The following is a 26844-nucleotide window of genomic DNA, read 5'->3' as shown; positions in this document are numbered from 1 at the left end:
GGCAGTCGAGCACGTCTTTCGGTATGGCCATCGGTTCCTCCAGTGGTTACGGGTTGTAACCGACGATGACCATTTACACAAAGTTTTTTACACCCTCACAATTCGCTGATGCTGACTGTGACCTGGCCGAAAAGTGGCCGGGCTGCACTTATGCACACTTAGAGATCTTTTTGAAAAACTCAAAAAGAGCGGGGCTGCTCCCTCACGAAAGCAGCCCCGCTCCTCTTCTCTCCAATTCGAAACCACAAAAACCAACAACTCAATCCTCGTAAACCATCACCCGTACCAGCCCGATCGTCGAACCCTCCTCGGTCGTCGCCGCGTCACTGATCGAGATCACCTTCTTGACCTGATTATCGCGGATAAAATCATTAACCCGTGCATCGAGCTCCTTCAATTCCATCTGCGCCTTGAAGGGCGCCAGCGGCTCACCAAACGTCTTGACCCGAATCATCGCTGCCTCCTGCCATAAGGTTTCCAACCTGCCTCGCCGCCGCCACGCTGACGACTGCTCCCTCACAGTATAATCGACCTGCGCCGACAAGCAAGGCGGAGACTGAAACAACTCAGGGCGGCCTGATCGGCCGCCCTGTATAATCTTCGTTCCATCTGTCAGACAGAAGGTGTTCTGGCGCCGCCTATACCCAGGCATCACCACCATCATACTTATAGTCAGGACACTTGCTCTTGGGCGAGAGCCGGAATTTTGCTTCGCGGGCCAGGCGCTTGACTTTATCGGCGGGATCTTCGCCCAACTCGGCGAGTTGTCCGCGCAGTTCCCGCCCTGAGGTCGGGGCCAGCAGCAGCCCGGCAGCCGCACCAATCACGGCACCGGCAAAAAAAGCGACGATTGTCGTTGTGTTATCGTTTTTGGTCGACATGACAGACTCCTTATCTTGCTCACTTTTGATTAAAAATTCTGCCATTAAATGTACAGCAAAACGCCCCGACAGACAAGCTCTCGGGGCGTTTTGTTCCTCCGGGAAAGAGATTATTTTGTCCGGTCCTCACTGCCGCCCAGGGCAGCGTGGGCGGCCGCCAAACGGGCGATGGGGACCCGGAAGGGGGAGCAGGAGACATAGTCGAGGCCGATCTTGTGGCAGAAGATGACGCTGGAAGGCTCGCCGCCATGCTCGCCGCAGATGCCGAGCTTGATGTCGGGGCGGGTGGCGCGGCCGCGGACGCAGCCCATCTCAACGAGCTGGCCGACGCCACTCTGATCGAGGGCGATAAAGGGATCATCCTCAAAGAGATCCTTCTCGACATAGAAGGGGAGAAACTTTCCGGCGTCGTCACGGGACAGTCCGTAGGTAGTCTGGGTGAGATCGTTGGTACCGAAGGAAAAGAACTCCGCTTCGGTGGCAATCTGGTCGGCAGTGAGGGCGGCACGGGGGAGCTCAATCATCGTGCCGATCAAATACTCAACTTTGACCCCGTAGCGGGCGATGACGTCGTCACAGACGCGGATGGCGTTGGCACGCAGCACTGCCAGCTCTTTGACATGGGACACCAGAGGAATCATGATCTCGGGGACGATGCTATACCCCTCGTTCTTGATCAGTTCGCAGGCGGCTTCCATAATCGCCTGCACCTGCATGTCGTAGATTTCCGGATAGGTGATGCCGAGGCGGCAGCCGCGATGACCGAGCATCGGGTTGAATTCGTGGAGCGATTCAACCTTGTGCTTGAGGGTGGCGACCGAGACTTGCATCGACTTGGCCAGGCCTTCGATTTCGCTATCGGTGTGGGGGAGGAACTCGTGCAGCGGCGGGTCGAGGAGCCGGATCGTCACCGGCAGCCCCTTCATCTCGCGGAAGATACCGAGGAAATCCCCCTTCTGCATCGGCAAGATCTTGGCAAGGGCGAGTTTGCGGCCGTCGAGATCGGCAGCAAGGATCATCTCGCGCACCGCCATGATCCGGTCAGCTTCAAAGAACATGTGCTCGGTACGGCAAAGGCCGATCCCTTCGGCGCCGAACTCACGAGCGACTTTGGCATCGTGCGGGGTGTCAGCGTTGGTGCGGACCTTGAGGCGGCGGAAGCTGTCAGCCCAGACCATCAGTTCGCCAAAAGCGCCGGAGAGGCCGGTCTGTACCGTCGCCACCGCCCCTTTAATGACTTCGCCAGCGCTGCCGTCAAGGGTGATGACATCCCCTTTCTTAATGACAACTCCGTCACGAGCGACAAAGCTCTGCGCCTTGTAATCAACCTTGATCTCGCTGCAGCCGGCAACACAGCACTTGCCCATGCCGCGGGCGACGACCGCCGCATGGCTGGTCATGCCGCCGCGGGCAGTGAGAATCCCTTGGGCGGCGTGCATGCCGTGGATATCCTCGGGGCTGGTCTCGACGCGGACGAGGATCACCTTGCGGTTGAGCTTGGCGGCGGCTTCGGCTTCATCGGCCGAGAAGACGACTTCACCGCTGGCAGCACCGGGGGAGGCGGGGAGCCCCTTGGCGATGATCTCTTTCTTTGCTTTTGGATCAAGAGAGGGGTGAAGGAGCTGGTCAAGCTGCTCCGGCGCCACACGCAGGACCGCTTCCTTCTCGCTGATCAGCCCTTCTTTGACCATCTCGACAGCAACGCGCACCGCTGCGGTCGCGGTCCGCTTGCCGTTACGGGTCTGCAACATGTAGAGCTTCCCTTTTTCAATGGTGAACTCAATATCCTGCATGTCGCGATAATGTTTTTCGAGGATCTCCTGAATGCCGAGGAGCTGCGCATAACAGGCAGGCATGACCTCTTCCAGAGAAGGGAGGACGCCATCCCCCTCGGCTTTGTTCACCGGCTGCGGAGTGCGAATGCCGGCGACGACATCCTCCCCCTGGGCATTGACGAGGAACTCGCCGTAGAAGATCTTCTCGCCGGTGGAGGGGTTGCGGGTAAAGGCAACGCCGGTGGCGCAGTCATCCCCCATATTACCGAAGACCATCGCCTGAACGCTGACGGCGGTCCCCCAGTCGGCCGGGATATTGTTAAGGCGGCGGTAGGTAATGGCGCGCTGGTTCATCCATGAACCGAAGACGGCGCCGATGGCGCCCCAGAGCTGTTCGGAGGGATCGTCGGGGAAGGGTTTGCCGGTCTGCTGCAGCACCGTCGCTTTAAAGGTGGCGACGAGTTCACGCAGATCGTCGGCGGTGAGGTCGGTATCGAGCTTGACGCCGCGCTTGGCTTTAGCCTCGTCCATCTGATGCTCAAAGATATCCTTCTTCACACCGAGGACAACGTCGGAGTACATCTGTACGAAGCGACGGTAGGCATCATAAGCAAAGCGGGCATCACCGCTCTTGGCAATGACGCCCTGCACCGTGGCATCATTGAGGCCGAGATTGAGGATGGTATCCATCATCCCCGGCATCGAAGCGCGGGCGCCGGAACGGACCGAGACCAGGAGAGGATTGGCGGGATCACCGAAACGGTTGCCGATGAGGGCTTCAACCTTCCGCAGATTCGCCGTCACTTCCTCTGGGAGGCAGGCAGGATAGTTGCGCTCATTCTTGTAATAGGCGGTACAGACTTCGGTGCTGAGGGTAAAGCCCGGGGGGACCGGCAGGCCGATGGCGGTCATCTCCGCCAGATTTGCCCCCTTACCGCCGAGAAGATTCTTCATCTCTCCCCGGCCATCCGCTTCACCGTTGCCAAAGAAATAGACATACTTCGTGGCCATGCGCAAATCTCCTTATCGTTGTTGATCTTAATGGAATGAAAGCAAAAGGATACCAGAGGAATTGTAACGCGGGGATTATAGGAGGAAAATATTTGAAATGGCAACTTTATTTTTTCCGCAACACCTCAATTTTACTTAGAATTTAATCCGTAAAGGCAGGGTGAATTTTTGTGCAGGAATCAGGGGGACTTGAAGCAGAATGGGGACAAACACCCGCGGTGCCAGTCTCCATAAACCTAGTCCTTCGTCATCTTGCTGATAAAGACTTCACGCGGCTTGCTGTTCCCCATCGACGGACCGACGATCCCTTCCTGCTCCATCCGCTCAATCATCTTCATCGCCCGGTTGTAACCGACGCCGAGACGACGCTGCAACATCGAACCCGAGGCCTGGCGGGTATCGGCGACGACGGCGATCGCTTCATCCCATTTTTCATCGTAACCGTCACTGCCGCCATCGCTGCCGCCATCACTGCTCGGCGGCGCTTCGAGGATCGACTTGTCGTAGACCGGCTCCCCCTGCTTCTTGAGAAACTCGACAACACGCTGCACTTCGATCTCGGAGACAAAGGCGCCGTGCACCCGCTGCAGAGCGCCGGTCCCCGGTGGCAGGTAAAGCATATCGCCCATGCCGAGGAGATTTTCCGCCCCCATCTGATCGAGGATGGTGCGGGAATCGATGCGGGAAAAGACCTTGAAGGAGATACGGGTCGGGAAGTTCGCCTTGATCAGGCCGGTGATGACGTCGACACTCGGCCGCTGGGTGGCGAGGATAAGATGAATGCCGGCGGCACGCGCCATCTGGGCGAGGCGGGCGATCGACTCCTCGATATCGCGGCCGGCGACCATCATCAGGTCGGCGAGTTCATCAACGATGACGACAATATAAGGGAGATGGCCGTGTTCAAGAACCTCCCCTTCCAGCGGCGAAACGATCGGCAACTCTTCATCGAGACCGTACGCCGGTTCAACCAGATCAATCACCACCTCGCCGCGGGCCAGGGCGGCAGCGGTATCGTCAACCTCTTTGGCAATCTTCCTGTTGTAACCGGCAATATCCCGCACCTTCTTGTCGGAGAGAAGGCGGTAGCGCCGCTCCATCTCCCGCACCGCCCAGGCCAGGGCAAGGACCGCCTTCTTCGGGTTGGTGACGACCGGCAACAGGAGGTGGGGGATCCCTTCGTAGATGGAGAGTTCGAGCATCTTCGGGTCGACCATGATGATCCGCACATCCTCCGGCTTGGCGCGGTAAAGGAGGGAGAGGACCATGGTATTAATCGAGACCGACTTACCACTGCCGGTTGAACCGGCAACGAGGACGTGCGGCATGCGCGACAGGTCGGCAACGACGGTACTGCCGAAGATATCCTTGCCCAGCGCCAGCGGCAGACGGCCGCCGTTCTTCTGAAACTCTTCGGAGGAGAAGATATCTTTGAGCCAGACCGTCTCCCTCTCCCGGTTGGGGATTTCGATACCGACAACGCCTCGACCGGGAATCGGTGCGACGATGCGGATCGACAGCGCGCGCAGTGCCATGGAGAGATCATCGGAAAGGTTGGAGATGCGGTTGACCTTGACTCCCGGCGCCGGGGCGAATTCGTACATGGTCACGACCGGACCGGGCTTGACCTCGGTGACCTCGCCGGCAACATTGAAGTCGGCAAACTTGGTTTCAAGGATACGGGCATTGGCGAGGAGCGCTTCGCGATCGACCGGCTTGCTCGCCTCCCCTTCATGATCAAGGAGGGAGAGGGGGGGGAGATGATAGGTGCCGCACGCTTCCAGGAAGGTAAAGACTTCCTGCACCGGCGCCTCAGCCGCCTCTTTCTTGCGCTTGGCGGCTTTGGTCGGCGGCTCGACGTAAACAGGACGGGGTGGCGTAATCCGCGGTCCTTCCTGCAGCGTTGCATTATTTTCCCGGGCCGCGAGCTCCTTGACCGCCCGGGACTGCTCACGGCGCTGTGCCAGGAGAAATTTGAACTCTTGCAGACGCCCCTGAAAAAAGAGGACAAAGGAGAAACGGGACGACAGGATGCAGGCGACGAGAAAGAGCGGAAAAAGGATGAGAAAAGCGCCGCCGCGTCCGAGGAGCGGGACAAAAAAATCGTCGGCAAGAATCCGCCCGATCAAACCGCCGGCTTCACCGATTGTTTCGCCAAAGAGCTCGACCCGAGACAGAAAGAGGGCAAGCAGACCATCGAGGCTGAAAAGGAGCAGAAGGTAGGCGCCGATGCGCCACAGTGGGAAGTGCACATCACGAAAACGAAGGAAGCGCCAGGCCACGGCAAGAAAACCGGCGGGAATCAGCAGGGCGGCAAAACCGAAAGACTGATAAAGGATATCACTCAGGTAAGCGCCAAATTGGCCGCCGAGGTTGCCGATCGCCAACGGCTGAACGTTATTATTCATCGTCGGATCGCCGCCGTGATGACTGAAAAGAGTCAGCGCCAGATAGATACCGCAAGCTCCGAGAAGAACCCCGGCGATCTCCTTGTGCAGGGGATCTTGAAGGATGGTGGCGGGCGGGGTGGTCTTTGCTTTTTCACTCATTCCGGTCAGCTCGCAGGATGTTCATGTTTAAAAGATGGCAGGGGCTGGAGTACTAAAAAAATCTGCATGGCTTTGTCTACCAAAAACAGGGGAAAAAGGCAATTATCCCGAACAGGCGATCCCGTGTTCTGCTCATTTGCGACGATAACAAAGATGCACAAAGTCGGCAAAGCGCTCCTCCTGCACTACCTGCCAGATCAGGGGGTCAATATCCGGAAAGGAGACGTCGCCGTCGGCATCCGCATTCATCCGTGACAGATAAATCGCATCAGCCCGGTCAAGGGCCTGGGCATAGATTTGCGCCCCGCCGCAGTAATAGATCGACGCTAATGCGGCAAGGGCGGTGGTCACTGCGGCAGCAAAGGATCGAACGACCGTAATTCCGACTTGTTCCTGCAGAGTTGAACTGACGACGATATTGCGGCGGCCGGCCAGTGGATGGCCGATGGATTGATAAGTCCGGCGCCCCATGATCACCGTCCCCCCGAGAGTGATCGCACGGAACAAGTGCAAATCCTCCGGACAATGCCAGGGGATGGCGCCATCAGCACCAATGATGCCGTTGCGAGCCACCGCAACCACAATAATTTCTTCCGGTTTTTGGGAGGTTGCAGTCATAATAAACCATCAGCAAGTCAGAGTTTAGCGGGAGGAACGACTTATCCCCAAGGCACAGAGTGATCATCTTTGCGACCTTTGTCAACCGCCTTTGCACTGAATTCATTTGACAATTTAATAACATCTGCTAACGTAAAAATACTGTTGTCATCGACTCTGAACAAATTACAGGAGAGACTTATGCCGCAAGAATTCAACATGCAGAATGCCCTGAAGTTTGCCATTCAGACAGAAAAGAATGTCATGGATCTGTACAAACACGCTGCAAGCATTATCAGCAATCCCCGCGGCAAGAAAGTCTTTGAACAGCTGGCGGCGGAAGAAGCTGAGCACGTCGGCCACCTCTTCAAGTTCTATAGTGGCATGGAGCACGGTTCCCTCGCCGACTTTCTTGTCAGCAAGCCGCAGGTCGACCTCAAAACGATGCGCCAGCTCGATCAGGCTCTGGCCGAGAATGCGCACGAACGCAAGGCGATGGAACTTGCTCTCAACCACGAGGAGGAGCTTGCTAAAAGCCTTTACCTGACTGCCAGCCGCATTGTCGACCCCTCTGTGCGGGCGGTCTTCGAGCGTCTCGCCAAAGAGACCGAAAATCATTTTGCCCTGATCGAATCGGAGTATGCCCACTTGATGAAGATGGTACATGAAACCGATATCGACATCTTTGTCCGGGAATAGTCGATAACTTAACGGCAAAGAGAATAAAACGGGAGAAGCGCGAAATGAGCGCCTCTCCCGTTTTTTCTGAGAGGGGACATATGAAACGAATCAAAGACTGGCCGGAAGCGGAGCGTCCACGGGAAAAACTTCTGGCGTCAGGGGCGGAATCCCTCAGTGACGCCGAACTCCTTGCTCTTGTCTTGCGCACCGGTGACGCTTCCAGCCAATGCAATGCCCTCGACCACGCCCGCCATCTCCTGACCCGCTTCGGCGGGCTGCGCGCCCTGGCACAGGCGAGCATCTCCGAACTCTGTGAAATTAAGGGAATCGGCCCGGCCAAAGCCGCCGAACTCCAGGCAGTCTTCCATCTCGGCCGGCGCTTTCGCGACACCACCCTGACGCCGGGAATACCCTTTTCGACAGCGCGCGAGGTCTTCAACCATTACCACGAACTTCTGCGCGATCTCAAGAAGGAGCGCTTCATCGCCATCCTCCTCGACAACAAGAATCGCCTCATTCGCGATGTGCAGATCTCCGAAGGGAGTCTGACCGCCAGCATCGTCCATCCCCGCGAAGTCTTTGTGCCGGTCGTGCGCGAATCCGCCGCCGCGGTCCTCTTCGTCCATAACCACCCCTCCGGCGACCCGGAACCGAGTCGCGAAGATCTCGACATCACCACCCGCCTGCGCCAGGCCGGCGAACTGATGGGGGTACGCGTCCTTGATCACATCATTATCGGCAGCAATCGTTACGTCAGCCTTGCGGATCGGGGACTGCTGGGGTGAAAGGCATAAACCGACCACCCCCAGCCCTTTAGGCCCGGAGTCTGGGTCCTCCTTAAGTAAGGAGGGGGGGCTAACAGCCTAAAATCCCCCTCCTATTTTAGGAGGGGTCAGGGGTGGCAAGGTCTTACTATCACTCTTCTTCCGCCTTCTCCCCAAACCCGGCCAGATACTCCGCCCACTCGATCGGCAGCAGCGACTGTTTCTTACTATTACAGCTCTTGCAGGCCGGGACGCAGTTGCCGCGCGTGCTGGCCCCGCCGCGCACCAGGGGGACAATGTGATCGAGGGTCAACTCCTTCGCTGGCACTGCTGCCCCGCAGTAGTAACAGACGCCTTTGGCGATCCGGTTTTTCCACCACTGGCTCTGGCGCAGCTCCCGCGCCTTGTCCCGTTCGCGGCGCAGATAGGCATCATCGGCAAAAAAATCCATCCTTCATCCTTGTACGAAAAAAGGGCGCAGCATGCTGCGCCCCTATATTTTTTATCAGATCTCGACGAAACTCTTCAGCCGCTTACTGCGGCTTGGATGGCGCAGTTTGCGCAGCGCCTTGGCCTCGATCTGGCGGATGCGTTCGCGGGTGACAGCGAAGTCCTGACCGACCTCTTCGAGAGTGTGATCCGATTTCTCGCCAATGCCGAAACGCATGCGCAGCACCTTCTCTTCGCGCGGCGTCAGGGTGGAGAGGACCCTTGAGGTCTGCTCTGACAGATTTGACTTGATCACCGCTTCAAGAGGGGATACGACTCCCTTGTCTTCGATGAAATCGCCGAGGGAGGAATCTTCTTCTTCACCGATGGGCGTTTCGAGAGAGATCGGCTCCTTGGCAATCTTGAGGACACGACGCACCTTCTCCAGCGGCAGCTCCATCCGTTCGGCAATCTCTTCCGGCGTCGGCTCGCGGCCGATCTCCTGCACCAACTGCCGGCTGGTGCGGATCAGTTTATTGATCGTTTCGATCATGTGCACCGGGATACGAATCGTCCGCGCCTGATCGGCGATGGCGCGGGTAATCGCCTGACGAATCCACCAGGTGGCGTAAGTGGAGAACTTGTAGCCGCGCTGATATTCGAATTTATCGACAGCCTTCATCAGGCCGATGTTCCCTTCCTGAATCAGGTCGAGGAACTGCAGGCCGCGATTGGTGTATTTCTTGGCGATGGAGACGACCAGGCGCAGGTTGGCCTCGACCAGCTCCGTCTTGGCTTTCTTCGCCTTCCATTCCCCCTTGTGTAACTCCTTGAGCGATTCGAGGAGATCTTCCGGATCGAAGCCGGTCTCTTCCTCGACCTTCTTGAACTTGCGCTCCGCCCCTTTCAGCCGCTTCTCCACGGCGAGATAGACCTCGATCGGCACACCCGTCTCACTGGACAGCTTGAGCGCATCTCCTTCACTTTTGCGCAAACGCAGGAGCTGCTTCTTGATCTCCTTCTCCGGTTGTTTGAGCTCAGCTTCGCAAGCCTTGACCTCGCTCTTCCCCTTCTTCACCTGCTCGGCAAGATCTTTGAGGCGGTCGACGATCTTCGCTACCTGAAAATCCTTGAGACGGATCTTGCGCATCATTTCGCCCATGCGGGCGATGAGCTCTTTGCACTCCTTCTCGTTCGCCTTCTTTTCCTCTTTGGAAACCTCGGCGGCCTCACGGTCACGCAGCGTCGTCAGTCGGGCATCGAGTTCACGAATCTGATCGATGAGATCGACTATTCGCAGACGGTGCCGTTCTTCCGCATCGGCACCCTCTTCCTCTTCGTAATCCTTGGTGATCTCGGCAACAGTGGTCAGCCCCTTGTTGAGGCGATCGCCGAGGGAGATGATATCCTTGAAAGCGATAGGAGTACGGATAATGACATTCGCCACCATCACCTCCCCCTCTTCAATGCGCTTGGCGATCTCGACCTCCCCTTCCCGGGTGAGGAGCGAGACCTGTCCCATTTCCCGCAGGTACATGCGGACCGGGTCGCTGGTGCGGCCGAGGGTGCCGGCTTCAAACTCCGACTCTTCCTCTTCTTCCTCCTCGACGGCCTCTTCGCCAATCGCCGGATCTTTCAGCGAGATCTTCTGGTCACCTTCGACCACCTCGATGTCCATGTCGCCGAACATGCTCATAACATCGTCAATCTGATCGGAAGAGACCATGTCGGCGGGGAGGAGATCGTTGACATCTTCGTAAGTCAGATAGCCCTTCTCTTTGCCGAGGTCGATCAACTGCTGCATTTCATCCATGTTGCCGTTTTTTTTCTTCGACATCCGTGAGTCGCTCCTTTTCCTGCCAAAGATCACAGGTGTTCAATATCGATCAAAAAATCTTTCCACTCTTTAATTGCCGGTTCAACTGAATCTGTTCTTCCTGAAAGGCAGCTGCTCCGGCGAGATCACCGGCCAGCTCTGCCCGGCGCACGCATTCGGTCAATTCCCGACTGCGCCGTTGCAAAGCATCCTTGAGTAACGTCCGGCGACAGTCGTCATAGGTCTGTTCCGCCAGATCGACTTCGACGCCGCGATCCTCCTTGAGCAGGATGCCGGCAAGGATCGACTGCGCACCATCACTCAACTGGTCGAGCAGGCGTGTCGTATCAATATGTTCACCCTTTACGCTAAATGCAAGGGCAGCCTGAACGATTTTTTGGCGCTCGGGGTCAGGGAAGAGCGTTTCTAAACCGTCCCGCTCAATCAACGACTTATCGATCCGCCCCTGGACAAAAAGATGGAGGATCAGATCCTGCGCCTTTTCGACCCGTTCGCTCCCCGGCAGCCGCTCGCGACTGCGCGGCAACGCCGGTAGTTGCGGGGGGCGCGCCTTGAGCCGCGCCTCGCTGCCGGCATCGCTTTTTCTGCCGCGCATCAACAACTGTTCATCGATCCCGGTACGTTGTGCCAATGCTTTCAGATAAAGATTTCTCTCCATTTCCGAAGGAAGAAGCTTGATCAGCGGTAAAACCCGTTCCGCCCCCCGGGCGCGTCCTTCGATACTCTCACCACAGGCCTTGAGGGTCGCATCAATGAAGAGTTCCAGCGCCGGCTGGGCCGCGGCAAGACGCTCACGCATCGCTTCCGCCCCCTGCTTGCGCAGATAAGAATCAGGATCATCGCCAGCGTCGAGGGTGACGAGAAGAGGGCTGATCCCTTCGGCAAGGAAGATCTCCATCGCCCGCTGATTCGCTTTCTGCCCGGCGCTATCCTGATCAAAGAGGAGAAAGACCCGCGAAGCAAAACGCTTGATCAAGCGCGCCTGCTCGGTCGTCAGAGCCGTACCGCAGGGGGCGACGGTGTGGGTCAGACCGGCGCGGTGCAGGGCGAGGAGGTCAAAGTAACCTTCGACGATGATCGCTTCGGAGCTGCGCCGCATCGCTTCTTTTGCCTGAAAAAGACCATAGAGGATCTGCCCTTTGTGATAAAGGAGCGACTCCGGCGAGTTCAGGTATTTGGGCTGCGCATCGCCAAGAGCACGGCCGCCAAAAGCGACGATACGACCGCGCTCATCCTGGATCGGGAAGATCAGCCGGTTGCGCAGCAGATCGTAGCGCCCAGGCCTTGAGGTGCCGCTGCGCACCAGGCCGAGCTCTTCGGCGTCTCTCATCTCGACTCCGGCCGCTTCCAGCTCTTTACACAGGAAGTCGGACTGTTCCGGTGCATAACCGAGATGAAAGAGCTTGGCGGTTTCGCTGGCGTAGCCGCGCTCCTTGAGATAATCCCGCCCTCGTGCTCCAGCTTCCTCCTTAAGGAGAACGCGCTCATAAGCCGTCGCCGCCGCTTCCATGATGCGCAGCAATCGGATAACCGCTTCCCGGCGTTGCGTTTGTTCGGCAGTCGGCGCTTCTTCCTCGACAACGATCCCGACCCGGCTGCCGAGACGACGGACCGCATCCGGGAAGGAGAGCCCCTCCATCTTCATGACAAAGGAGACGGAATTGCCGCCAACGCCGCAGCCAAAGCAGTGGAAGATCTGCCGCGCCGGATTGACATTAAAAGAAGGGGTCTTCTCGCCGTGAAAAGGACAGAGTCCCTGATAATTGCCGCCGGAGCGCTTGAGGGGGAGATAGGAAGAGATCAGCTCAACGATATCAACCCGTTCGCGGATGCGCTCGATCGTTTCATCAGCTATCAATCCCGCCATCAGCCGCCCAGCTCCACAACTGTCACATTATCGCCGCCATGTCCGGCTTCGGCGGGATGAAAACCGCGAATGCCCTGATGTCCGGCAAGGAATTCCCGCACCGCCCGGCGCAGGATCCCTTCGCCTGAGCCATGCACAATCTCCATTTCGCTCAAGCCATTGATCAAGGCGTCATCAAGAGCACGATCAAGGAGGATCAGGGCTTCTTCCATCCGCTTGCCGACCAGGAGAAGTTTCGTCTGGACCGGTCGCTCCTCGATCGTCTTCTTCATCCGCGCCGCCCCTTTACGGGCAAAACGCCGGGGCGAACAAGGGGCGAGCCGGGCCAGAGGGAGACGCAGCTTCTTACCGCCGCAGTCGAGTTCAACTTCCCCGTCCAGGAGGCGCGTCACCTCTCCTTCACTCCGTAAATCGACGATGCGCAGGATCTCGCCGAGCTTGACCTCCGTCGGCGGTTTGGGCGGGACTGCCGGCAAGGTGCGCACCTGCGTCACCTCGTCGCGCACCACGTGCAGGGCGCTGGTCAACTCCGCCCGGGAACGGGCATCGTGGGTCCCCGCTTCCGCCTGGGTGAGAATCATCTTTAACCGAACTTCGGTGTCGCGCAGCAGGCGGTCGGCACGGCGGGTCGCCTTCTCAAGCAACTCCTGACGCTGCGCTTCACTCTCTTGCAGCAGGCGATTGCGCTTGTCGCGATCAACTTCGGCCTGCAACCGCAGCTGCCGTACCGTGTCCCGCTCAGCGTAGGCCTGCTGTTTGAGGAGATTCAACTCTTCCATCACCTGCAAGCCGGCGCGTTCGTCATCACCGAGATAAGCTTCCGCCCGCGCCAGGACATCCTCCGGCAAACCGAGACGGCGGGCGATGGTCATGGCGTTACTGGCACCGGGAATGCCGTAGTGCAGGCGATAGGCCGGCGCCAGGGTCTGGTGATTAAATTCAACCGCAGCATTACTCACTCCGGGGTGGAGCTGGGCATAGCCCTTGACCAGATTGAGATGGGTGGTGACCATGACCCGCGCCCCGCGCTCGCGCAGAGTATCGAGGATGGCCAGTGCCAGCGCTCCCCCTTCACTCGGATCGGTGCCGGTGCCGACCTCGTCGAGAAGGACAAGGGAATCACCATCCGCCGCCGCCAAAATCTCACGCAGCCGCACCAGATGTCCGGAGAAGGTTGACAGGCTCTGCTCCAGACTCTGCTCGTCGCCGATATCGGCAAAGAGGCGGGCAAAGAGATGGACCCGGCTCGCCGGTGAACAGGGGATCGGCAGCCCCGCCTTCACCATGGTCAAAAGGAGTCCCGCCGTCTTCAGGGCCACAGTCTTGCCGCCGGTATTGGGGCCGCTGACCACCAGCGTATCGCTTTCTTCGCCGAGGAGGAGATCGATCGCCACCACCGCCATATCCCGCGGCGAACCGGCCGGATCAATGAGCAACAGCGGATGACGGGCGCTGCGCAGCTCGAGAAGCGGCGTCGCCACCAGCTGCGGGGCACAGGCATCGGTCAGCCGCGCATATCGGCCAATGGCAGCGCGGAGATCAAGTCGGGTGAGGATGCGCTGGTTTTCCAGCAGATCCGGGCGATAGTGCCGGGCCGCAGCAGAAAGACGACGAAGGATCCGTTCCTCCTCCCGCTTTTCTTCCCGTTGCAGATGCTGCAATTCGTTATTGGCGTCGAGCACCGTCGCCGGCTCGACATACAGGGTCTGGCCGCTCGCCGATTCGTCGTGAACAAACCCCTTGATGCGGCTGCGGTGGTCAGCCCGTACCGGCAGCACATAACGGCCGTTGCGCTCGGTGACGAGATTATCCTGGAAGACGCCGGCGTACCTCTCGGACAGCAACAGCCCTTCGAGGGTTTTGCGAATACGTCCCCGCAGTTGCAGCATCTGCCGACGGATGGCCGCCAGATCGGCAGAAGCGCGATCAAGAATTTCACCGCGCGGGCCGATCGTCCCCCGCAATTCGTCTGCAAGGTCACGTAGTGGCGTAATCCCCGCCACCAACACCTGCAACTGCGCCAACTCTGCCCGTCCGGTCAGGGCACGACGGCACTCTTGTGCCGCCTCGAGGCTGACGAGGAGATCAAGGAGGGCCAGCGGCGCCAGCCAACTCCCTTCCGCCTGCAACTGCCCGAGGAGCGGCAGGAGATCACGATTGCCGGCGAGCGGAAGGGTTCCTCCGGTTGACTGGTAGGTCACCATCTCCGCCGCTTCCGCCAACGCCAGCTTGACCGCAGCTTTCTCCCCGAGAGGGGCGAGGGCCAGAACCAGCTCCCGCCCCGGCTCGGAAGCGGTGAAACGGGATAGCAGGGTAATAAATTTGTCGAATTCGAGAACCCGCAGCAGGTCGGGACTCATGGAGAAAATGTCCTCATCGGGGCCGCGTCACCGGCGTATCCTGGAGAATGACCGCGCCGAGACGGACAAATGGCGGCGTCAGGGTCGCAGTCTGTACCACTGTTTTGCGCGCCACCAGCGGCCAAAGGGTGAGCAGGTAAATGACGACAGCGAGGATCACCACTCCTTCGATCACCCCGAAGAGGGCGCCGCTAAAACGATTCAATACCGCCAACACCGGCTGCTTCGCCAACTTGCCGAGGTAGAAACCGAGGATAAAGAAGGCAAGGACACCGGCAAAGAAGAGCATGGCGCCGACGACAACGACACTGACGCGTAGCGGCCAGGCGGTGATCCGTGCCAACTCCGGGCCGAGAATTTCGCTGAAACTCCAGGAAAGAAAAATGCCGAGAACAATCCCGGCCAGCGAACAGAGTTGCCGGATCAGCCCCTTCCACAGCCCTTTGACCAGGAAAAGAACAAGGATGAGGAGAATTGCGAGATCAAGACCGTTCATCTCCCTGCACCCTTTCCTTACCCGGCAAGACGCGCCTTGACCAGTTCGCTGACGAGTCGACCATCGGCACGACCGGAAGTCTTCGGGGTGAGAACTTTCATCACCTTCCCCATATCCTTGGCGGTCGTGGCACCGACTTCGCTAACAACCTCCTCGATGATCGCCTTGATGGCAGCTTCGTCGAGCTGTTGCGGCAGAAAAGTCAGGATGATCTCCAGCTCTTTCTCTTCTTTTTCCGCCAGTTCTAAACGGTTCCCTTCGCGAAAAGCGATGGCCGACTCCTTGCGCTGCTTGGCCATGGTCGACATGACGCCGATCACCCCTTGATCGTCAAGCTCGCTGATCAGTTCGATCTCTTTATTCTTGATCGCCGAGCGGATCATGCGGATGGTGCTGAGGCGCAGGGCATCTTTGGCGCGCATCGCATCTTTCATCTCTTCGTTCAAGCGTTCTTTGATCGTCATTGCCTTCTCCGTATGTTGTTGAACGGTTATTGATTCTTGGGGAGAACGTCGCGTTCGCTGTGCTAAGGGTATCTACGAATGACCGAATTATTGCCCCCGGCTTTCCTTCTCCGCAATCCCCGAAGTGCCGAAACGCCGGCTCAGTTCGTCGCGGATCTCCTGCGGCTCGATACCGTAGTGACCGAGGAGGACAAGCATGTGGAAGATGACATCCGCCGCTTCACTGACAATCTCCTTACGTACTCCGCCTTTGCCGGCGACAGCCAGCTCCGTCGCTTCTTCGCCGATCTTGCCGAGGATCTTGTCGAGCCCCTTCGCGTAAAGGGAGGCAGTGTAGGACTTTTCGTCCGGCTGCGCCTTGCGGTCCATGATGACGCGGTAGACGGCGTCAATGATGTCGGTTTTTTCTGTCATGGTAGACCTCAAAAACGGGCGAAAAATTTTTCGCCCCTACAAACGTACCGCGACACCGCGCTCGCGCAGATATTCCTTACACTCGGCGATGGTGTACTCGCGAAAATGGAAGATACTCGCCGCCAACGCGGCACTGGCTCCGCCGGTGGTGAGACCCTGATGAATATGTTCGAGATTGCCGACGCCGCCGGAGGCGATGACCGGGATCGAGACCGCATCGCTCACCGCGCGGGTCAGACCGAGATCGTAGCCATCCTTGGTGCCGTCCTTGTCCATGGAGGTGAGGAGAATCTCGCCGGCGCCGTACAGCTCCATGCGGGTCGCCCATTCGATGGCATCGATCCCGGTGGCATTGCGGCCGCCGTGGGTGTAGACCTCCCAGCGTGCCGGTTCAGAGCCGGGGACGCGGCGGGCATCGATAGCGACAACGGTACACTGCGAACCAAAGCGTTCCGCGGCTTCACGGACAAAGTCAGGACGCTGCACCGCAGCGGTATTGATCGAGACCTTGTCCGCCCCGGCATTGAGCATGCGCCGAATATCGGCGATCTCACGGATCCCACCGCCGACGGTCAACGGCATGAAGACCCGCTCAGCGGTACGACGCACCACATCGACGATCGTTTCGCGATTTTCGTGACTGGCCGTGATATCGAGAAAGGTCAGCTCGTCTGCCCCCTGGGCGTCGTAAGCCTCCGCCGCCTCCACCGGATCGCCGGCATCACGCAGCTCAAGGAATTGAACCCCTTTGACGACCCGACCGTCCTTAACGTCGAGACAGGGGATAATACGTTTGGTCAGCATGCACAACCCCGTTTGGTCAGAGCCACTGCCTCGGCGAGATCGATGGCGCCGGTGTAGACCGCCTTGCCGGTGATGGCACCGATCACCCCGGATGATTCGATCGCCATGAGCTTCTCGATATCAGCGAGGGTGGAGAGGCCGCCGGAAGCGATGACCGGGATGGAGATCGCTTCGGCGAGCTGGCGGGTGGCATCGATATTCACCCCCTGCATCATGCCGTCGCGGCTGATATCGGTATAGATGATCGCGCTGACGCCGAAGCCTTCAAACTTTTTCGCCAGTTCAATGGCGGTGATATCGGTGACTTCCGCCCACCCCTGCACCGCGACCATGCCGTTCTTGGCATCGATGCCGACGACGATCCGGCCGGGGAATTTACGGCACGCCTCTTCGACCAGAGCCGGATTACGCTGCGCCGCCGTGCCGATGATGACGCGCGAAAGGCCGAGGCTCAGATAGGCTTCAATCGTCGCCATGTCACGGATACCGCCGCCCAGCTGGGCGGGGATGGTGATCGCCCCCAGAATCGCTTCGATGGCGCTGCGATTCTTCGGCTCACCGGCAAAGGCGCCGTCGAGATCGACAATATGGAGAAGCTCCGCCCCCTGATCCTGCCAGGCGCGCGCCTGAGCGCCGGGGTTGTCGGAGAAGACCGTATCTTTCTCCATCAGCCCCTGCTCGAGGCGAACACATTTACCTTCTTTCAAATCAATGGCGGGGATAACAATCATTGAAATATCCTTACATCTTTCCGAAATTTTCCAGCATCTTCAGCCCGATTGCCTGGCTCTTCTCGGGGTGAAACTGGGTCGCCACGACATTGTCGCGACAGATCGAGGAACAGTAGTTGATCCCGTAATCGGTCTCGGTCGCCACGACACTCAGATCATCCGGGACGACATAATAGGAGTGGACAAAGTAAACAAAGCTGTTATCGGCAATGCCGTGGTACAGGGACGAAGGCCGATGCATGGTGATGCGGTTCCACCCCATGTGCGGCACCTTGAGTTCCTCACCATCCACGATCATTCCGGCCGGAAAGCGCACCACTTTTCCGGGGATAATTCCCAACCCCTGGTGGTTGCCGAACTCTTCACTCTCGGTAAAGAGGAGTTGCAGGCCGAGACAGATCCCAAGGAAGGGCCGACCACTGGCGACATGCGCCATAATCGGCTCGACAAAACCACCAGCGCGCAGGTTATGAATACAGTCGCGAAAGGCGCCGACACCGGGGAGAACGAGGCGTTCGGCCCTGGCGACCACATCCGGATCGCTTGTCACCTGCGCATGTAAACCGACGCGTTCAAAGCCCTTCTGCACACTGCGCAGATTGCCCATACCGTAATCGATGATGGTAATCATCTAGTCCAGACATCCTTTACTCGAACGTACCCCTGAGATGCGCGGATCGAGCTGGGTGGCGTCGTCAAGAGCCCGCCCCAGCGCCTTGAAGATCGCTTCGACGATGTGATGGAGGTTCTCGCCGTAATGGAGATTCACATGCAGGTTCGCGCCAGCGTGATTGCAGAACGCGACACAGAACTCCTCGACGAGCTCGACATCAAAGGTGCCGACCTTGGCTTTCGGGAGCTCGGCGTTGAAGACGAGAAAGGGCCGGCCGGAGAAGTCGATATTGACCGAAACCAGCGCTTCGTGCATCGGCATGGTGCCGCTACCGTAGCGGCGGATCCCCGCTTTGTCGGCCAGGGCCATACGAAAGGCCTGGCCGAGACAGATACCGAGATCTTCGACCGTATGATGATCATCGATGTGGGTGTCGCCCTCGCCGCTAATCGTCAGGTCGAAGAAGCCGTGTTTGGCCACCTGCGTGAGCATGTGATCGATGAAGGGGACAGCGGTCTTGATCTCGCTCTTGCCGCTGCCGTCGAGAACGAGGCGAAGGTGAAAGTTGGTCTCGGCGGTATTGCGGTCAACAATGGCAGTACGGGACATACGGACCTCCTATATCAAACAATTCATGCATTGCGGTAGGGGCAGGCCCCTGTGCCTGCCCTGACCATGGCACCCACGGGGGGGTGCCCCTACAAAAATCAATCTGATTCCAGCCGGATAGAGACGGAGCGGGCGTGCGCTTCGAGTCCTTCGAGTTCCGCAATCCGGACAATCTCACTGCCGAGACGCTTGAGACCCGCAGCGGAAAAAGAGACGATGCTCGACTTCTTCACATAATCATCGACCGAAAGAGGCGAGAAAAAGCGCGCCGTGCCGCCGGTCGGCAGGGTGTGGTTCGGGCCGGCCAGATAATCGCCGGCCGCCTCCGGGGTGTGATGCCCCATAAAGATGGCGCCGGCATGACGGATCTGCGGCAGAATGGCAAAGGGGTCGTTGACCGCGAGTTCGAGGTGTTCAGGAGCGAGGCGGTTGGAAAAAGCAATCACTTCGTCGAGATCTCGGGCAACGATGATGGCACCATAAGCCTCGATCGCACTGCGGGCAATGACTTCGCGACTGAGCTGACGCAACTGGATCTCGACCTGTTCCTGCACCGCCGTCGCCATATCCCCATCGGTGGTCACCAGTACCGAAGAGGCAAGCTCGTCGTGCTCGGCCTGGGAAAGGAGATCCGCGGCCAAATGCGCCGGGTTGCCGCTGCCGTCGTTGATAATGAGAATCTCGCTCGGGCCGGCGATCATATCGATATCGACGCGGCCAAAGACCTGCTTCTTGGCGGTGGCGACATAGATATTACCGGGACCGGTGATCTTGTCGACGCGCGGAATCGAGGCGGTGCCATAGGCCAGAGCCGCCACGGCCTGGGCGCCGCCAACCCGAAAGACGCGATCGACGCCGGCGATCTTCGCCGCCGCCAAAACATGGGGATTGATCTCGCCGCCCGGAGTCGGCACCACCATGATGATTTCAGTCACCCCGGCTACTTTGGCGGGGAGAGCGTTCATCAGGACTGAAGAAGGATAGGAAGCTTTGCCGCCGGGAACGTAAATGCCGACGCGGTCAAGAGGACGAACCATCTGGCCGAGGAGGACATCGGCCTCGTCGGTGGAGAGCCAGGTCTCCTGCTTTTGCTTGGCATGAAAGCGGGTAATCCGCTCTGCCGCCAGTTCCAAAGCTTGCCGTGATTCGACGCTAATCGATTCAAGAGCCGCGCTCAACTCATCCTGCGAAATCTCGATGTTGTCGGCATTAAGTTCAAGGCGGTCAAAGCGGGAGGTATATTCAAAGAGAGCCGCATCGCCCCGCTCGCGCACATCGGCTATGATCGCGGCAACAGTTGCTTCGACGCCGGCCGGCGGGGTCTCGCCGCGCTCTTCGATGCGCTGGAAGGCTGCAGCAAAACCCGGATCGTCAAAATGAAGAATCTGCATCATAACAACCTCTTGTAGGGGCAGGCCCCTGTGCCTGCCCGATTCAGCCCAAAGCGGGCGGCCACGGGGGACCGCCCCTACCCTTCCGCAACAACCTTTTCCAGCCCATCGATAATCTTGCGAATACGCTGATGTTTGGTCTTGAGGCTGGCGCGATTGACGATGAGATGGCTGGTGATCTCGGCGATCGTCTCGACTTCGACCAGGCCGTTTTCGCGCAGGGTGGCGCCGGTGGAAACGAGATCGACAATGCGCTCGGCAAGACCGACCAGCGGCGCCAGCTCGATCGAACCGTAAAGTTTGACCAGTTCGACCTGGATCCCCTTCGCCGCGAAGTAGCGGGCGGTGATGTGGGGATACTTGGTGGCGACGCGAATATTCGACCAACCGCTCGGGTCGTCGGATTCGAGCAACTCGCGGGGCTCGGCCACCACCAGCCGACAATAGCCGAACTTGAGGTCAACCGGCTCGTAAAGGTCCTTTTCCTGTTCAAGGAGGGTATCCTTGCCGACAACGCCGAGATCGGCGCAGCCGTACTCAACATAAGTCGGCACGTCGGTGGCGCGCACCGCCATAAAGCGGTAGCGATCCTTTTTATTTTCGAAGACGAGCTTGCGGCTGCCGCCGTCTTCCATCTCCGGGCAGGTAATGCCGATGCGGCCAAGAAGGGCCATCGAATCCTGCATGATCCGCCCCTTGGGCAGGGCAAAGGTAATCCAGTCGCTCATAATTTCCCCGTAGGGGCGACCCGATGGGTCGCCCTGGGCGAGGCACCGCCTCGCCCCTACATAGTCATTTTACATCGGTTCGTGGACGCGGACGATATCCGCACCGAGGAGGCGCAGCTTCTCTTCGATGCGTTCGTAACCGCGATCGAGATGATAAATGCGCGAAACCTCGCTGGTGTTGTCGGCCGCCAAAGCAGCGAGGATCAGCGAGGCACTGGCGCGCAGATCGGTCGCCATGGTCGGCGCCCCGGAGAGCTGCTTGACGCCGCGCACGGTAGCGGTACTGCCGGAAATTTCGATATCCGCACCAAAACGCAACAGCTCGGAGACATGCATGAAGCGGTTTTCGAAGATATTCTCGCCGATGACACTCGTCCCCTCGGCAATCGTCATCAACGCCATGAACTGGGCCTGCATATCGGTGGGGAAGCCGGGATAAGGACGGGTCTTGATATTCACCGGCCGAATCGCCTCCGGGCCGCGCACATGCACCAGTCCATCACGGGTGAAGACCTCGACCCCGGCATCCTGAAGTTTGAAGACCAGGGCATCGAGATGGTCAAGGCGCATATCGCGCAGACGGATATCGCCCTGCGTCATCGCCGCCGCGATCATGAAGGTGCCGGCTTCGATGCGGTCGGGCATGACGCTATGAGTAAAGGGTTGCAGCTCCTTGACACCGGTGATGCGGATGGTGTCGGTCCCCGCCCCTTCGATGAGTGCCCCCATCTTGATGAGGACATCGGCGAGTTCAGCGATCTCCGGTTCGCGGGCAGCATTTTCGATAACCGTCACCCCCTCAGCCAGGGTCGCGGTCATCATCAGATGCTCTGTGCCGCCGACGGTCGGCAGATCAAAGTAGATCCGGGCGCCGCGCAGTCGCGGACAGGTCGCTTCGACATAACCATGCGAAAGGTGGATCTCCGCCCCCATCGCCTCAAGCCCCTTGAGATGGAGATTGATCGGCCGCGCGCCGATGGCGCAGCCGCCGGGGAGGGAGACGCGGGCGCGGCCGAAACGCGCCAACAGCGGCCCGAGGACCAGAACCGAAGCGCGCATGGTCTTGACCAGTTCATAGGTCGCTTCGACCTGATCGACCCCGGTGGTATCGACAATGACCTTATGCCCATCCCCTTCGACGCAAGCCCCGAGGGAGGTCAGAACTTTGATGGTGGTATTGATATCGCGCAGAAAAGGGACGTTATCAATTTCATGCCGCCCCGCAGCCAAAAGGGTGGCAAAGAAGATCGGCAATGCCGCGTTCTTCGAACCGCTGACCGCAACCTCACCACTGAGACGACGACCGCCGTGTATGATCAATTTATCCAAGAGATTCCTCGTTTACATATTGGGCGAAATGCATCCCGACGCCTTGCGTCCGGCGACGACCCGATCGATCCCGGCGAGATCGCGGTTGGTGAAGATTTCTACGTAACCGGCAATAGCAAAGAGCTCTGCGACTGCTTCGGCCTGACCGGCGCCAACCTCAACAAAGAGGATTCCGGAACTCTTCAACGCACCCCTGGCCGCCGGGATCAGGGCGCGGTAGCAGTCGAGACCATCTTCGCCGGCAAAGAGGGCGAGCGCCGGTTCAAAATCGCGCACCTCCGGCATCAGTGTCGCCTTCTCCCCAATGGCAATATAGGGCGGGTTGGAGACGATAACGTCGTATTGGCGGCTATCATCCAGAGTAAAGAGATCGCCCTGCCGCAATGTCACCCGCGCTGTCAACCCGAGATTTTGAGCATTTTCTGTCGCAAGCGCCAGAGCCGCCGGACTTAAATCGATTCCTTCGACCTGCACATCCGGGCGATCATGGGCAATCGCCAAAGCAATGGCACCGCTGCCGACACCAACATCGAGGAGCGTCCCCCCCGGCGGTAGTACCTTGAGGGCGGCTTCGACCAGTGTCTCGGTATCTCCGCGCGGGATGAGGACTTCTGGGCCGACTTTGAAGGTCAGCGACCAGAATTCACAGCGCCCGAGGATATAAGCGATCGGTTCGCGCCGCGCCCGGCGTTCGATCAAGGCACGAAAAACCGCCAATTCGTCGCTGTTGACCGGTCGGTCAAAATTGAGATACAGGCCGATCCGGTTGAGCTTGAGAATCTCGGCAAGGAGCAACTCTGCGTCGAGACGGCCGTTTTCAATTCCTTTGCCGGCAAAGTAACTGGCCGTCCACTTGAGGAGATCGAGGACCGTCCAGGCTTCCCTCAAGCCAGCGACTCCTGACCGCTGAGAAGCTGACTTTGATAATGCGTCGCCAGCGCGTCGAGAATCTCGTCGATATCCCCCTGCATGATCGCATCCAGCTTGTACAGGGTCAGACCGATGCGGTGATCGGTGCAGCGCCCTTGCGGGAAGTTGTAGGTACGAATCCGTTCGCTGCGGTCGCCGCTGCCGATCTGACTCTTACGGTCGGCTGAGATCTGCGCATGCTGCTCCGCCACCATCGCATCAAGGATGCGGCTTGTGAGCAATTTCATCGCGGCAGCTTTATTCTTATGTTGCGACTTCCCTTCCTGGCAGGCCACGACGACGCCGGTCGGAAGGTGGGTGATCCGCACCGCCGACTCGGTCTTGTTGACATGCTGACCCCCGGCCCCTTGCGCCCGATAAACGTCTATGCGCAGATCACCGGGATCGATATCAAGTTCAACATCATCGGCTTCCGGGAGGACTGCTACGGTGCAGGCCGAGGTATGAATGCGCCCCTGCGATTCGGTTTCGGGAACCCGCTGCACCCGGTGTGTACCACTTTCATACTTGAGGCGCGAATAGACGCGCTGTCCGCTGATCAGGGCAATCGCTTCTTTGACCCCGCCGGCGTCCGCTTCCGAAAGGCTGAGAAGTTCGACTTTCCAGCCCTTGTTTTCCGCATAGCGACAGTACATGCGGAAGAGGGAGCCGGCAAAAAGTGCGGCTTCTTCGCCGCCGGTGCCGGCACGGATCTCAAGGATGACATTGCGGGCATCGTTCGGATCCTTTGGCAAGAGGAGGAGACGCAACTCCTCAATCAACTCGCGGTGCTGATTCTCCAGTTCCGGCAACTCCTGCTTGGCGAGTTCGCGCATCTCGGCATCGCTTTCGCGCAGCAGCTCGCGCAGACCGGCGATCTCTTCGCCGATCGCCTTGTAGCGGGCAAAAGTCTCGACTATTTCAGCCAGATCGGCGTGCTCGCGGTTCAGGGCGCGAAAACGCCCCTGATCAGCAATTGTTGTCGGATCATAGAGAAGGCCTTCGACCTCACGGAAACGATCGACGACTTCTTCAAGTTTTTTAAACATTCTTAAATTCCTGACGCACCATTGCGGCCTGGCCGCAGGTCATCTTCCCCTCAGGACAGGCGCCAACCAGACAACCCGGACCGGCATCGGCAAAGAGGAGAGGGGCTACCGGTTTGCAGACGCGCAACATTGCCGTCGCCATTTCCCGGATCTCCCATTGCGCGCGCCGGCAGCAGCGCAACGCAAAAAAGTGCCGCAATTCGCGGGCATTCATCGTCATCACCAGCTTGGTTTCGGCGGCATTCGGCAGCACGAAACGCGCATCTTCCGCTGGAATCCCGGCTGCCATCAACTCGCCATACAGGGCATGACAGTCATTGAGAAAGGCTTCAAAGCGAGCGGAGAGCTGCGGATTTTCGGCAATCGTCGGCGGCATGATTGCCGGAAATCGTTCCTGTACGGCGACATAGCGCTGGCTCTGCTGCGAATAGGAAGCGATGCGATGTCGCACCAGTTGGTGCGAACAGGCGCGACTGATCCCTTCAATCCCGAAGGTAAAGGAGGCATGCTCCAAAACGGAAAAATGGCCGAGATCAAGGATCTTGGCCAGCAAGACAGCATGGTCGTCCCGACTCCGCTCCATCAGCCGGGAAATGTCGGCCGAGGAGTAGCAGAGACGGGCGGCGGCAGCCGCCACCTGCTCGGGATCGGGAGTGTAGCTCAATAATTGGACGCGCATGGCTCTTTCTTCGCCCCGTGCACGAGGCTAACAGGTAGGGGGACCTCGAAGAAAAAAGAATCGGCCCTTGCGGGCCGATTCGGACTTGCCTAGACCTGGCCGTACTTCTTACGGAAGCGGTCGATACGCCCTTCGGTATCCATCAGCTTCTGCTTACCGGTGTAGAAAGGGTGGCACTGGGAACAGATTTCCGTGTGGATCTCTCCCCCCTTGGTGCGGGTGGAACGGGTTGCAACGGTGCTGCCGCAATGGCATTTCACCAGAACATCGTCGTAATTAGGGTGAATTCCTTCTTTCATCTCTGTGACTCCTTTGATCCCTGGTAAGTGCAGGGGATTGGGCTTTTTAAGAAAAGTGTTTATAGCACCTTTCATTTTCACTTGCAATCGATTTCAACCTATTGGTTCATCGAATCGAAAAACTCCTGATTGCTCTTTGTTGCAGCCAGTTTTTCCAATAGAAACTCCATGGTATCGACAACATTCATGCTCGACAAAACCTTACGCAGCAACCACATCCGCTGCAGGCTTACCTTGTCGAGGAGGAGCTCCTCACGGCGGGTGCCCGACTTGTTGACATCGATCGCCGGAAAAACCCGCCGTTCGATGAGACGCCGATCAAGATGGACCTCCATGTTACCGGTCCCCTTGAACTCTTCAAAGATGACTTCGTCCATCTTGCTGCCGGTATCGACCAGGGCGGTGGCGATGATCGTCAAGGAGCCCCCTTCTTCAATATTGCGGGCCGCACCAAAGAAGCGTTTCGGTTTGTGCAGGGCATTAGAATCGAGACCGCCGGAAAGAATCTTGCCCGAAGGGGGGACAACGGTATTGTAGGCCCGCGCCAGTCGGGTGATGGAATCGAGGAGAATGACGACGTCGCGCTTGTGCTCGACGAGGCGCTTGGCTTTTTCGATGACCATCTCCGCCACCTGCACGTGCCGGGTCGCCGGCTCGTCAAAGGTGGAGGAGATCACTTCGCCGTGGACCGAACGCTGCATATCGGTCACTTCTTCCGGGCGCTCATCGATGAGCAGGACGATGAGATAGACCTCGGGATGGTTGGTGGTGATCGAGTTGGCGATATTCTGCAGGAGCATGGTCTTGCCGGTTCGCGGCGGCGCGACAATAAGACCGCGCTGTCCCTTACCGATTGGTGTGGTAATATCCATCACCCGCATCGGCAGATTGTCCGGCGCACACTCAAGATTGAGGCGCTCCTCGGGATAAAGGGGGGTAAGGTTGTCAAAAAGGGTCTTTTCGCGGGCCACGGCCGGATCTTCGAAGTTGACCTCGGAGACCTTGAGGAGAGCAAAGTAACGCTCCCCCTCCTTCGGCGGACGAATCTGTCCGGAGACGGTGTCACCGGTGCGCAGGTTAAAACGACGAATTTGCGACGGCGAGACATAAATATCGTCAGGGCCGGGGAGGTAATTCGCATCGGGAGCACGGAGAAAGCCAAAGCCGTCCGGGAGGATTTCAAGAACCCCTTCGCCGAAGATTGCACCATTCTTTTCGGCGGTGGCATTGAGGATGCCGAAGATCAGATCCTGCTTGCGCATCCCCGGGGCACCCTCGACCTTGAGTTCACGGCCAATGGCGACGAGGTCAATGATCTTCTTTTCTTTCAGTTCTTTCAGGTTCATGAATTCTCCTTGAGCATGACGTCCAAAACAGCACGACAACGCGATAAAGCACGCGGCAAGCGTTCAGGTCTGGTCGAATCGAATTGGCTAAGAGCAATAAAACGGTAACGGAATTTATCGAAGGGTAGCGGCATGGGGGCAGTTAAACTCTGTCAACTTGCACTATCCTGATACGAAGTGGGGTTTGATCTAGAGTGAAAGGAAGTCCCTGGAAGTAAAGCAAAGAAAGCAA

26 protein-coding genes are annotated in these 26844 nt (G+C 58.4%); 2 read left to right on the top strand and 24 right to left on the bottom strand.

Annotated elements, in window-relative coordinates; genetic code table 11:
• Positions 1-259: 259 nt before the first annotated feature.
• The 5 genes from CVU69_05925 to CVU69_05905 form a co-directional block, all read right to left on the bottom strand.
• A complete protein-coding gene (locus CVU69_05925) occupies positions 260-454 on the bottom strand; it encodes a hypothetical protein (GenBank protein PKN12901.1) in 195 nt (64 codons plus the stop codon).
• A gap of 184 nt (positions 455-638) precedes the next feature.
• Entirely contained in the window at positions 639-881 is a 243-nt protein-coding gene (locus CVU69_05920) for a hypothetical protein (GenBank protein ID PKN12900.1), read from the bottom strand.
• 110 nt (positions 882-991) lie between these two features.
• A complete protein-coding gene (locus tag CVU69_05915) occupies positions 992-3667 on the bottom strand; it encodes a pyruvate, phosphate dikinase (GenBank protein PKN12899.1) in 2676 nt (891 codons plus the stop codon).
• A 236-nt stretch (positions 3668-3903) separates the two neighbouring features.
• Entirely contained in the window at positions 3904-6216 is a 2313-nt protein-coding gene (locus tag CVU69_05910; GenBank protein ID PKN12898.1) for a cell division protein FtsK, read from the bottom strand.
• A gap of 132 nt (positions 6217-6348) precedes the next feature.
• The gene (locus tag CVU69_05905; protein PKN12897.1) at positions 6349-6834 is read right to left on the bottom strand and encodes a hypothetical protein; all 486 of its coding nucleotides are present in this window, start codon (positions 6832-6834) and stop codon (positions 6349-6351) included.
• Between the two features lie 180 nt (positions 6835-7014).
• Between CVU69_05905 and CVU69_05900 the strand changes: the two genes are divergently transcribed.
• Complete coding sequence (locus CVU69_05900; GenBank protein ID PKN12896.1) at positions 7015-7512, top strand: ferritin; 498 nt, start codon at positions 7015-7017, stop codon at positions 7510-7512.
• 80 nt (positions 7513-7592) lie between these two features.
• Complete coding sequence (locus CVU69_05895; protein ID PKN12895.1) at positions 7593-8279, top strand: hypothetical protein; 687 nt, start codon at positions 7593-7595, stop codon at positions 8277-8279.
• A gap of 130 nt (positions 8280-8409) precedes the next feature.
• Here CVU69_05895 and CVU69_05890 read toward each other — a convergent pair whose 3' ends face one another.
• From CVU69_05890 to CVU69_05800, 19 genes are all read right to left on the bottom strand, one after another.
• Positions 8410-8709, bottom strand: coding sequence for an HNH endonuclease (locus CVU69_05890; GenBank protein PKN12894.1), 300 nt, complete (start codon positions 8707-8709; stop codon positions 8410-8412).
• Between the two features lie 54 nt (positions 8710-8763).
• Entirely contained in the window at positions 8764-10524 is a 1761-nt protein-coding gene (locus CVU69_05885) for an RNA polymerase sigma factor RpoD (GenBank protein PKN12893.1), read from the bottom strand.
• 49 nt (positions 10525-10573) lie between these two features.
• The gene (locus CVU69_05880; GenBank protein PKN12892.1) at positions 10574-12391 is read right to left on the bottom strand and encodes a DNA primase; all 1818 of its coding nucleotides are present in this window, start codon (positions 12389-12391) and stop codon (positions 10574-10576) included.
• Positions 12391-14751, bottom strand: coding sequence for an endonuclease MutS2 (locus tag CVU69_05875; protein PKN12891.1), 2361 nt, complete (start codon positions 14749-14751; stop codon positions 12391-12393). The genes CVU69_05880 and CVU69_05875 overlap by 1 nt, the downstream gene beginning before the upstream one ends.
• Positions 14752-14764: 13 nt before the next feature.
• A complete protein-coding gene (locus CVU69_05870) occupies positions 14765-15247 on the bottom strand; it encodes a colicin V production protein (protein ID PKN12890.1) in 483 nt (160 codons plus the stop codon).
• Between the two features lie 17 nt (positions 15248-15264).
• A complete protein-coding gene (locus tag CVU69_05865; protein PKN12889.1) occupies positions 15265-15711 on the bottom strand; it encodes a glutamyl-tRNA amidotransferase in 447 nt (148 codons plus the stop codon).
• 87 nt (positions 15712-15798) lie between these two features.
• Positions 15799-16125, bottom strand: a complete 327-nt coding sequence (locus tag CVU69_05860; GenBank protein PKN12888.1) for a phosphoribosyl-ATP diphosphatase — start codon at positions 16123-16125, stop codon at positions 15799-15801.
• Between the two features lie 36 nt (positions 16126-16161).
• Positions 16162-16929, bottom strand: coding sequence for an imidazole glycerol phosphate synthase subunit HisF (locus CVU69_05855; protein ID PKN12887.1), 768 nt, complete (start codon positions 16927-16929; stop codon positions 16162-16164).
• On the bottom strand, positions 16923-17660 hold the full coding sequence (hisA, locus tag CVU69_05850; GenBank protein ID PKN12886.1) for a 1-(5-phosphoribosyl)-5-[(5-phosphoribosylamino)methylideneamino]imidazole-4-carboxamide isomerase: 738 nt from the start codon (positions 17658-17660) through the stop codon (positions 16923-16925). Before hisA ends, CVU69_05855 begins: the two co-directional genes overlap by 7 nt.
• A gap of 10 nt (positions 17661-17670) precedes the next feature.
• Positions 17671-18291: an imidazole glycerol phosphate synthase subunit HisH gene (locus tag CVU69_05845; protein ID PKN12885.1), complete on the bottom strand. Its 621-nt coding sequence runs from the start codon at positions 18289-18291 to the stop codon at positions 17671-17673.
• Positions 18292-18882, bottom strand: a complete 591-nt coding sequence (locus CVU69_05840) for an imidazoleglycerol-phosphate dehydratase HisB (GenBank protein ID PKN12884.1) — start codon at positions 18880-18882, stop codon at positions 18292-18294. It abuts the gene before it with no gap.
• Positions 18883-18980: 98 nt separating this feature from the next.
• Positions 18981-20276 (bottom strand): histidinol dehydrogenase, encoded by a 1296-nt coding sequence (gene hisD / locus CVU69_05835; protein PKN12883.1) that lies wholly within the window; start codon positions 20274-20276, stop codon positions 18981-18983.
• 74 nt (positions 20277-20350) lie between these two features.
• Complete coding sequence (locus CVU69_05830; protein ID PKN12882.1) at positions 20351-21001, bottom strand: ATP phosphoribosyltransferase; 651 nt, start codon at positions 20999-21001, stop codon at positions 20351-20353.
• A 69-nt stretch (positions 21002-21070) separates the two neighbouring features.
• Entirely contained in the window at positions 21071-22330 is a 1260-nt protein-coding gene (murA, locus tag CVU69_05825) for a UDP-N-acetylglucosamine 1-carboxyvinyltransferase (GenBank protein PKN12881.1), read from the bottom strand.
• A 12-nt stretch (positions 22331-22342) separates the two neighbouring features.
• A complete protein-coding gene (gene prmC / locus CVU69_05820) occupies positions 22343-23218 on the bottom strand; it encodes a peptide chain release factor N(5)-glutamine methyltransferase (GenBank protein PKN12880.1) in 876 nt (291 codons plus the stop codon).
• The gene (locus CVU69_05815) at positions 23215-24288 is read right to left on the bottom strand and encodes a peptide chain release factor 1 (GenBank protein ID PKN12879.1); all 1074 of its coding nucleotides are present in this window, start codon (positions 24286-24288) and stop codon (positions 23215-23217) included. Before CVU69_05815 ends, prmC begins: the two co-directional genes overlap by 4 nt.
• Positions 24281-24967, bottom strand: coding sequence for a thymidylate synthase (FAD) (locus CVU69_05810; protein ID PKN12878.1), 687 nt, complete (start codon positions 24965-24967; stop codon positions 24281-24283). The genes CVU69_05815 and CVU69_05810 overlap by 8 nt, the downstream gene beginning before the upstream one ends.
• Before the next feature lie 89 nt (positions 24968-25056).
• Entirely contained in the window at positions 25057-25266 is a 210-nt protein-coding gene (locus CVU69_05805) for a 50S ribosomal protein L31 (protein PKN12877.1), read from the bottom strand.
• A 98-nt stretch (positions 25267-25364) separates the two neighbouring features.
• Positions 25365-26612: a transcription termination factor Rho gene (locus tag CVU69_05800; protein PKN12876.1), complete on the bottom strand. Its 1248-nt coding sequence runs from the start codon at positions 26610-26612 to the stop codon at positions 25365-25367.
• Between the last annotated feature and the right edge of the window lie 232 nt (positions 26613-26844).

Source organism: Deltaproteobacteria bacterium HGW-Deltaproteobacteria-4, from assembly GCA_002841765.1.
Taxonomy (GTDB): Bacteria; Desulfobacterota; Desulfuromonadia; order Desulfuromonadales; family UBA2197; genus UBA2197.
The sequence above is the reverse complement of the archived record's forward strand: the minus strand, read 5'-3'. Positions and strand labels throughout refer to the sequence as shown.

Coding starts and splice junctions, on each gene's coding strand:
- CVU69_05925 (PKN12901.1), bottom strand. CDS start 454: ATGATTCGGGTCAAGACGTTTGGTGAGCCGCTGGCGCCCTTCAAGGCG.
- CVU69_05920 (PKN12900.1), bottom strand. CDS start 881: ATGTCGACCAAAAACGATAACACAACGACAATCGTCGCTTTTTTTGCC.
- CVU69_05915 (PKN12899.1), bottom strand. CDS start 3,667: ATGGCCACGAAGTATGTCTATTTCTTTGGCAACGGTGAAGCGGATGGC.
- CVU69_05910 (PKN12898.1), bottom strand. CDS start 6,216: ATGAGTGAAAAAGCAAAGACCACCCCGCCCGCCACCATCCTTCAAGAT.
- CVU69_05905 (PKN12897.1), bottom strand. CDS start 6,834: ATGACTGCAACCTCCCAAAAACCGGAAGAAATTATTGTGGTTGCGGTG.
- CVU69_05900 (PKN12896.1), top strand. CDS start 7,015: ATGCCGCAAGAATTCAACATGCAGAATGCCCTGAAGTTTGCCATTCAG.
- CVU69_05895 (PKN12895.1), top strand. CDS start 7,593: ATGAAACGAATCAAAGACTGGCCGGAAGCGGAGCGTCCACGGGAAAAA.
- CVU69_05890 (PKN12894.1), bottom strand. CDS start 8,709: ATGGATTTTTTTGCCGATGATGCCTATCTGCGCCGCGAACGGGACAAG.
- CVU69_05885 (PKN12893.1), bottom strand. CDS start 10,524: ATGTCGAAGAAAAAAAACGGCAACATGGATGAAATGCAGCAGTTGATC.
- CVU69_05880 (PKN12892.1), bottom strand. CDS start 12,391: ATGGCGGGATTGATAGCTGATGAAACGATCGAGCGCATCCGCGAACGG.
- CVU69_05875 (PKN12891.1), bottom strand. CDS start 14,751: ATGAGTCCCGACCTGCTGCGGGTTCTCGAATTCGACAAATTTATTACC.
- CVU69_05870 (PKN12890.1), bottom strand. CDS start 15,247: ATGAACGGTCTTGATCTCGCAATTCTCCTCATCCTTGTTCTTTTCCTG.
- CVU69_05865 (PKN12889.1), bottom strand. CDS start 15,711: ATGACGATCAAAGAACGCTTGAACGAAGAGATGAAAGATGCGATGCGC.
- CVU69_05860 (PKN12888.1), bottom strand. CDS start 16,125: ATGACAGAAAAAACCGACATCATTGACGCCGTCTACCGCGTCATCATG.
- CVU69_05855 (PKN12887.1), bottom strand. CDS start 16,929: ATGCTGACCAAACGTATTATCCCCTGTCTCGACGTTAAGGACGGTCGG.
- hisA (PKN12886.1), bottom strand. CDS start 17,660: ATGATTGTTATCCCCGCCATTGATTTGAAAGAAGGTAAATGTGTTCGC.
- CVU69_05845 (PKN12885.1), bottom strand. CDS start 18,291: ATGATTACCATCATCGATTACGGTATGGGCAATCTGCGCAGTGTGCAG.
- CVU69_05840 (PKN12884.1), bottom strand. CDS start 18,882: ATGTCCCGTACTGCCATTGTTGACCGCAATACCGCCGAGACCAACTTT.
- hisD (PKN12883.1), bottom strand. CDS start 20,276: ATGATGCAGATTCTTCATTTTGACGATCCGGGTTTTGCTGCAGCCTTC.
- CVU69_05830 (PKN12882.1), bottom strand. CDS start 21,001: ATGAGCGACTGGATTACCTTTGCCCTGCCCAAGGGGCGGATCATGCAG.
- CVU69_05815 (PKN12879.1), bottom strand. CDS start 24,288: ATGTTTAAAAAACTTGAAGAAGTCGTCGATCGTTTCCGTGAGGTCGAA.
- CVU69_05810 (PKN12878.1), bottom strand. CDS start 24,967: ATGCGCGTCCAATTATTGAGCTACACTCCCGATCCCGAGCAGGTGGCG.
- CVU69_05805 (PKN12877.1), bottom strand. CDS start 25,266: ATGAAAGAAGGAATTCACCCTAATTACGACGATGTTCTGGTGAAATGC.
- CVU69_05800 (PKN12876.1), bottom strand. CDS start 26,612: ATGAACCTGAAAGAACTGAAAGAAAAGAAGATCATTGACCTCGTCGCC.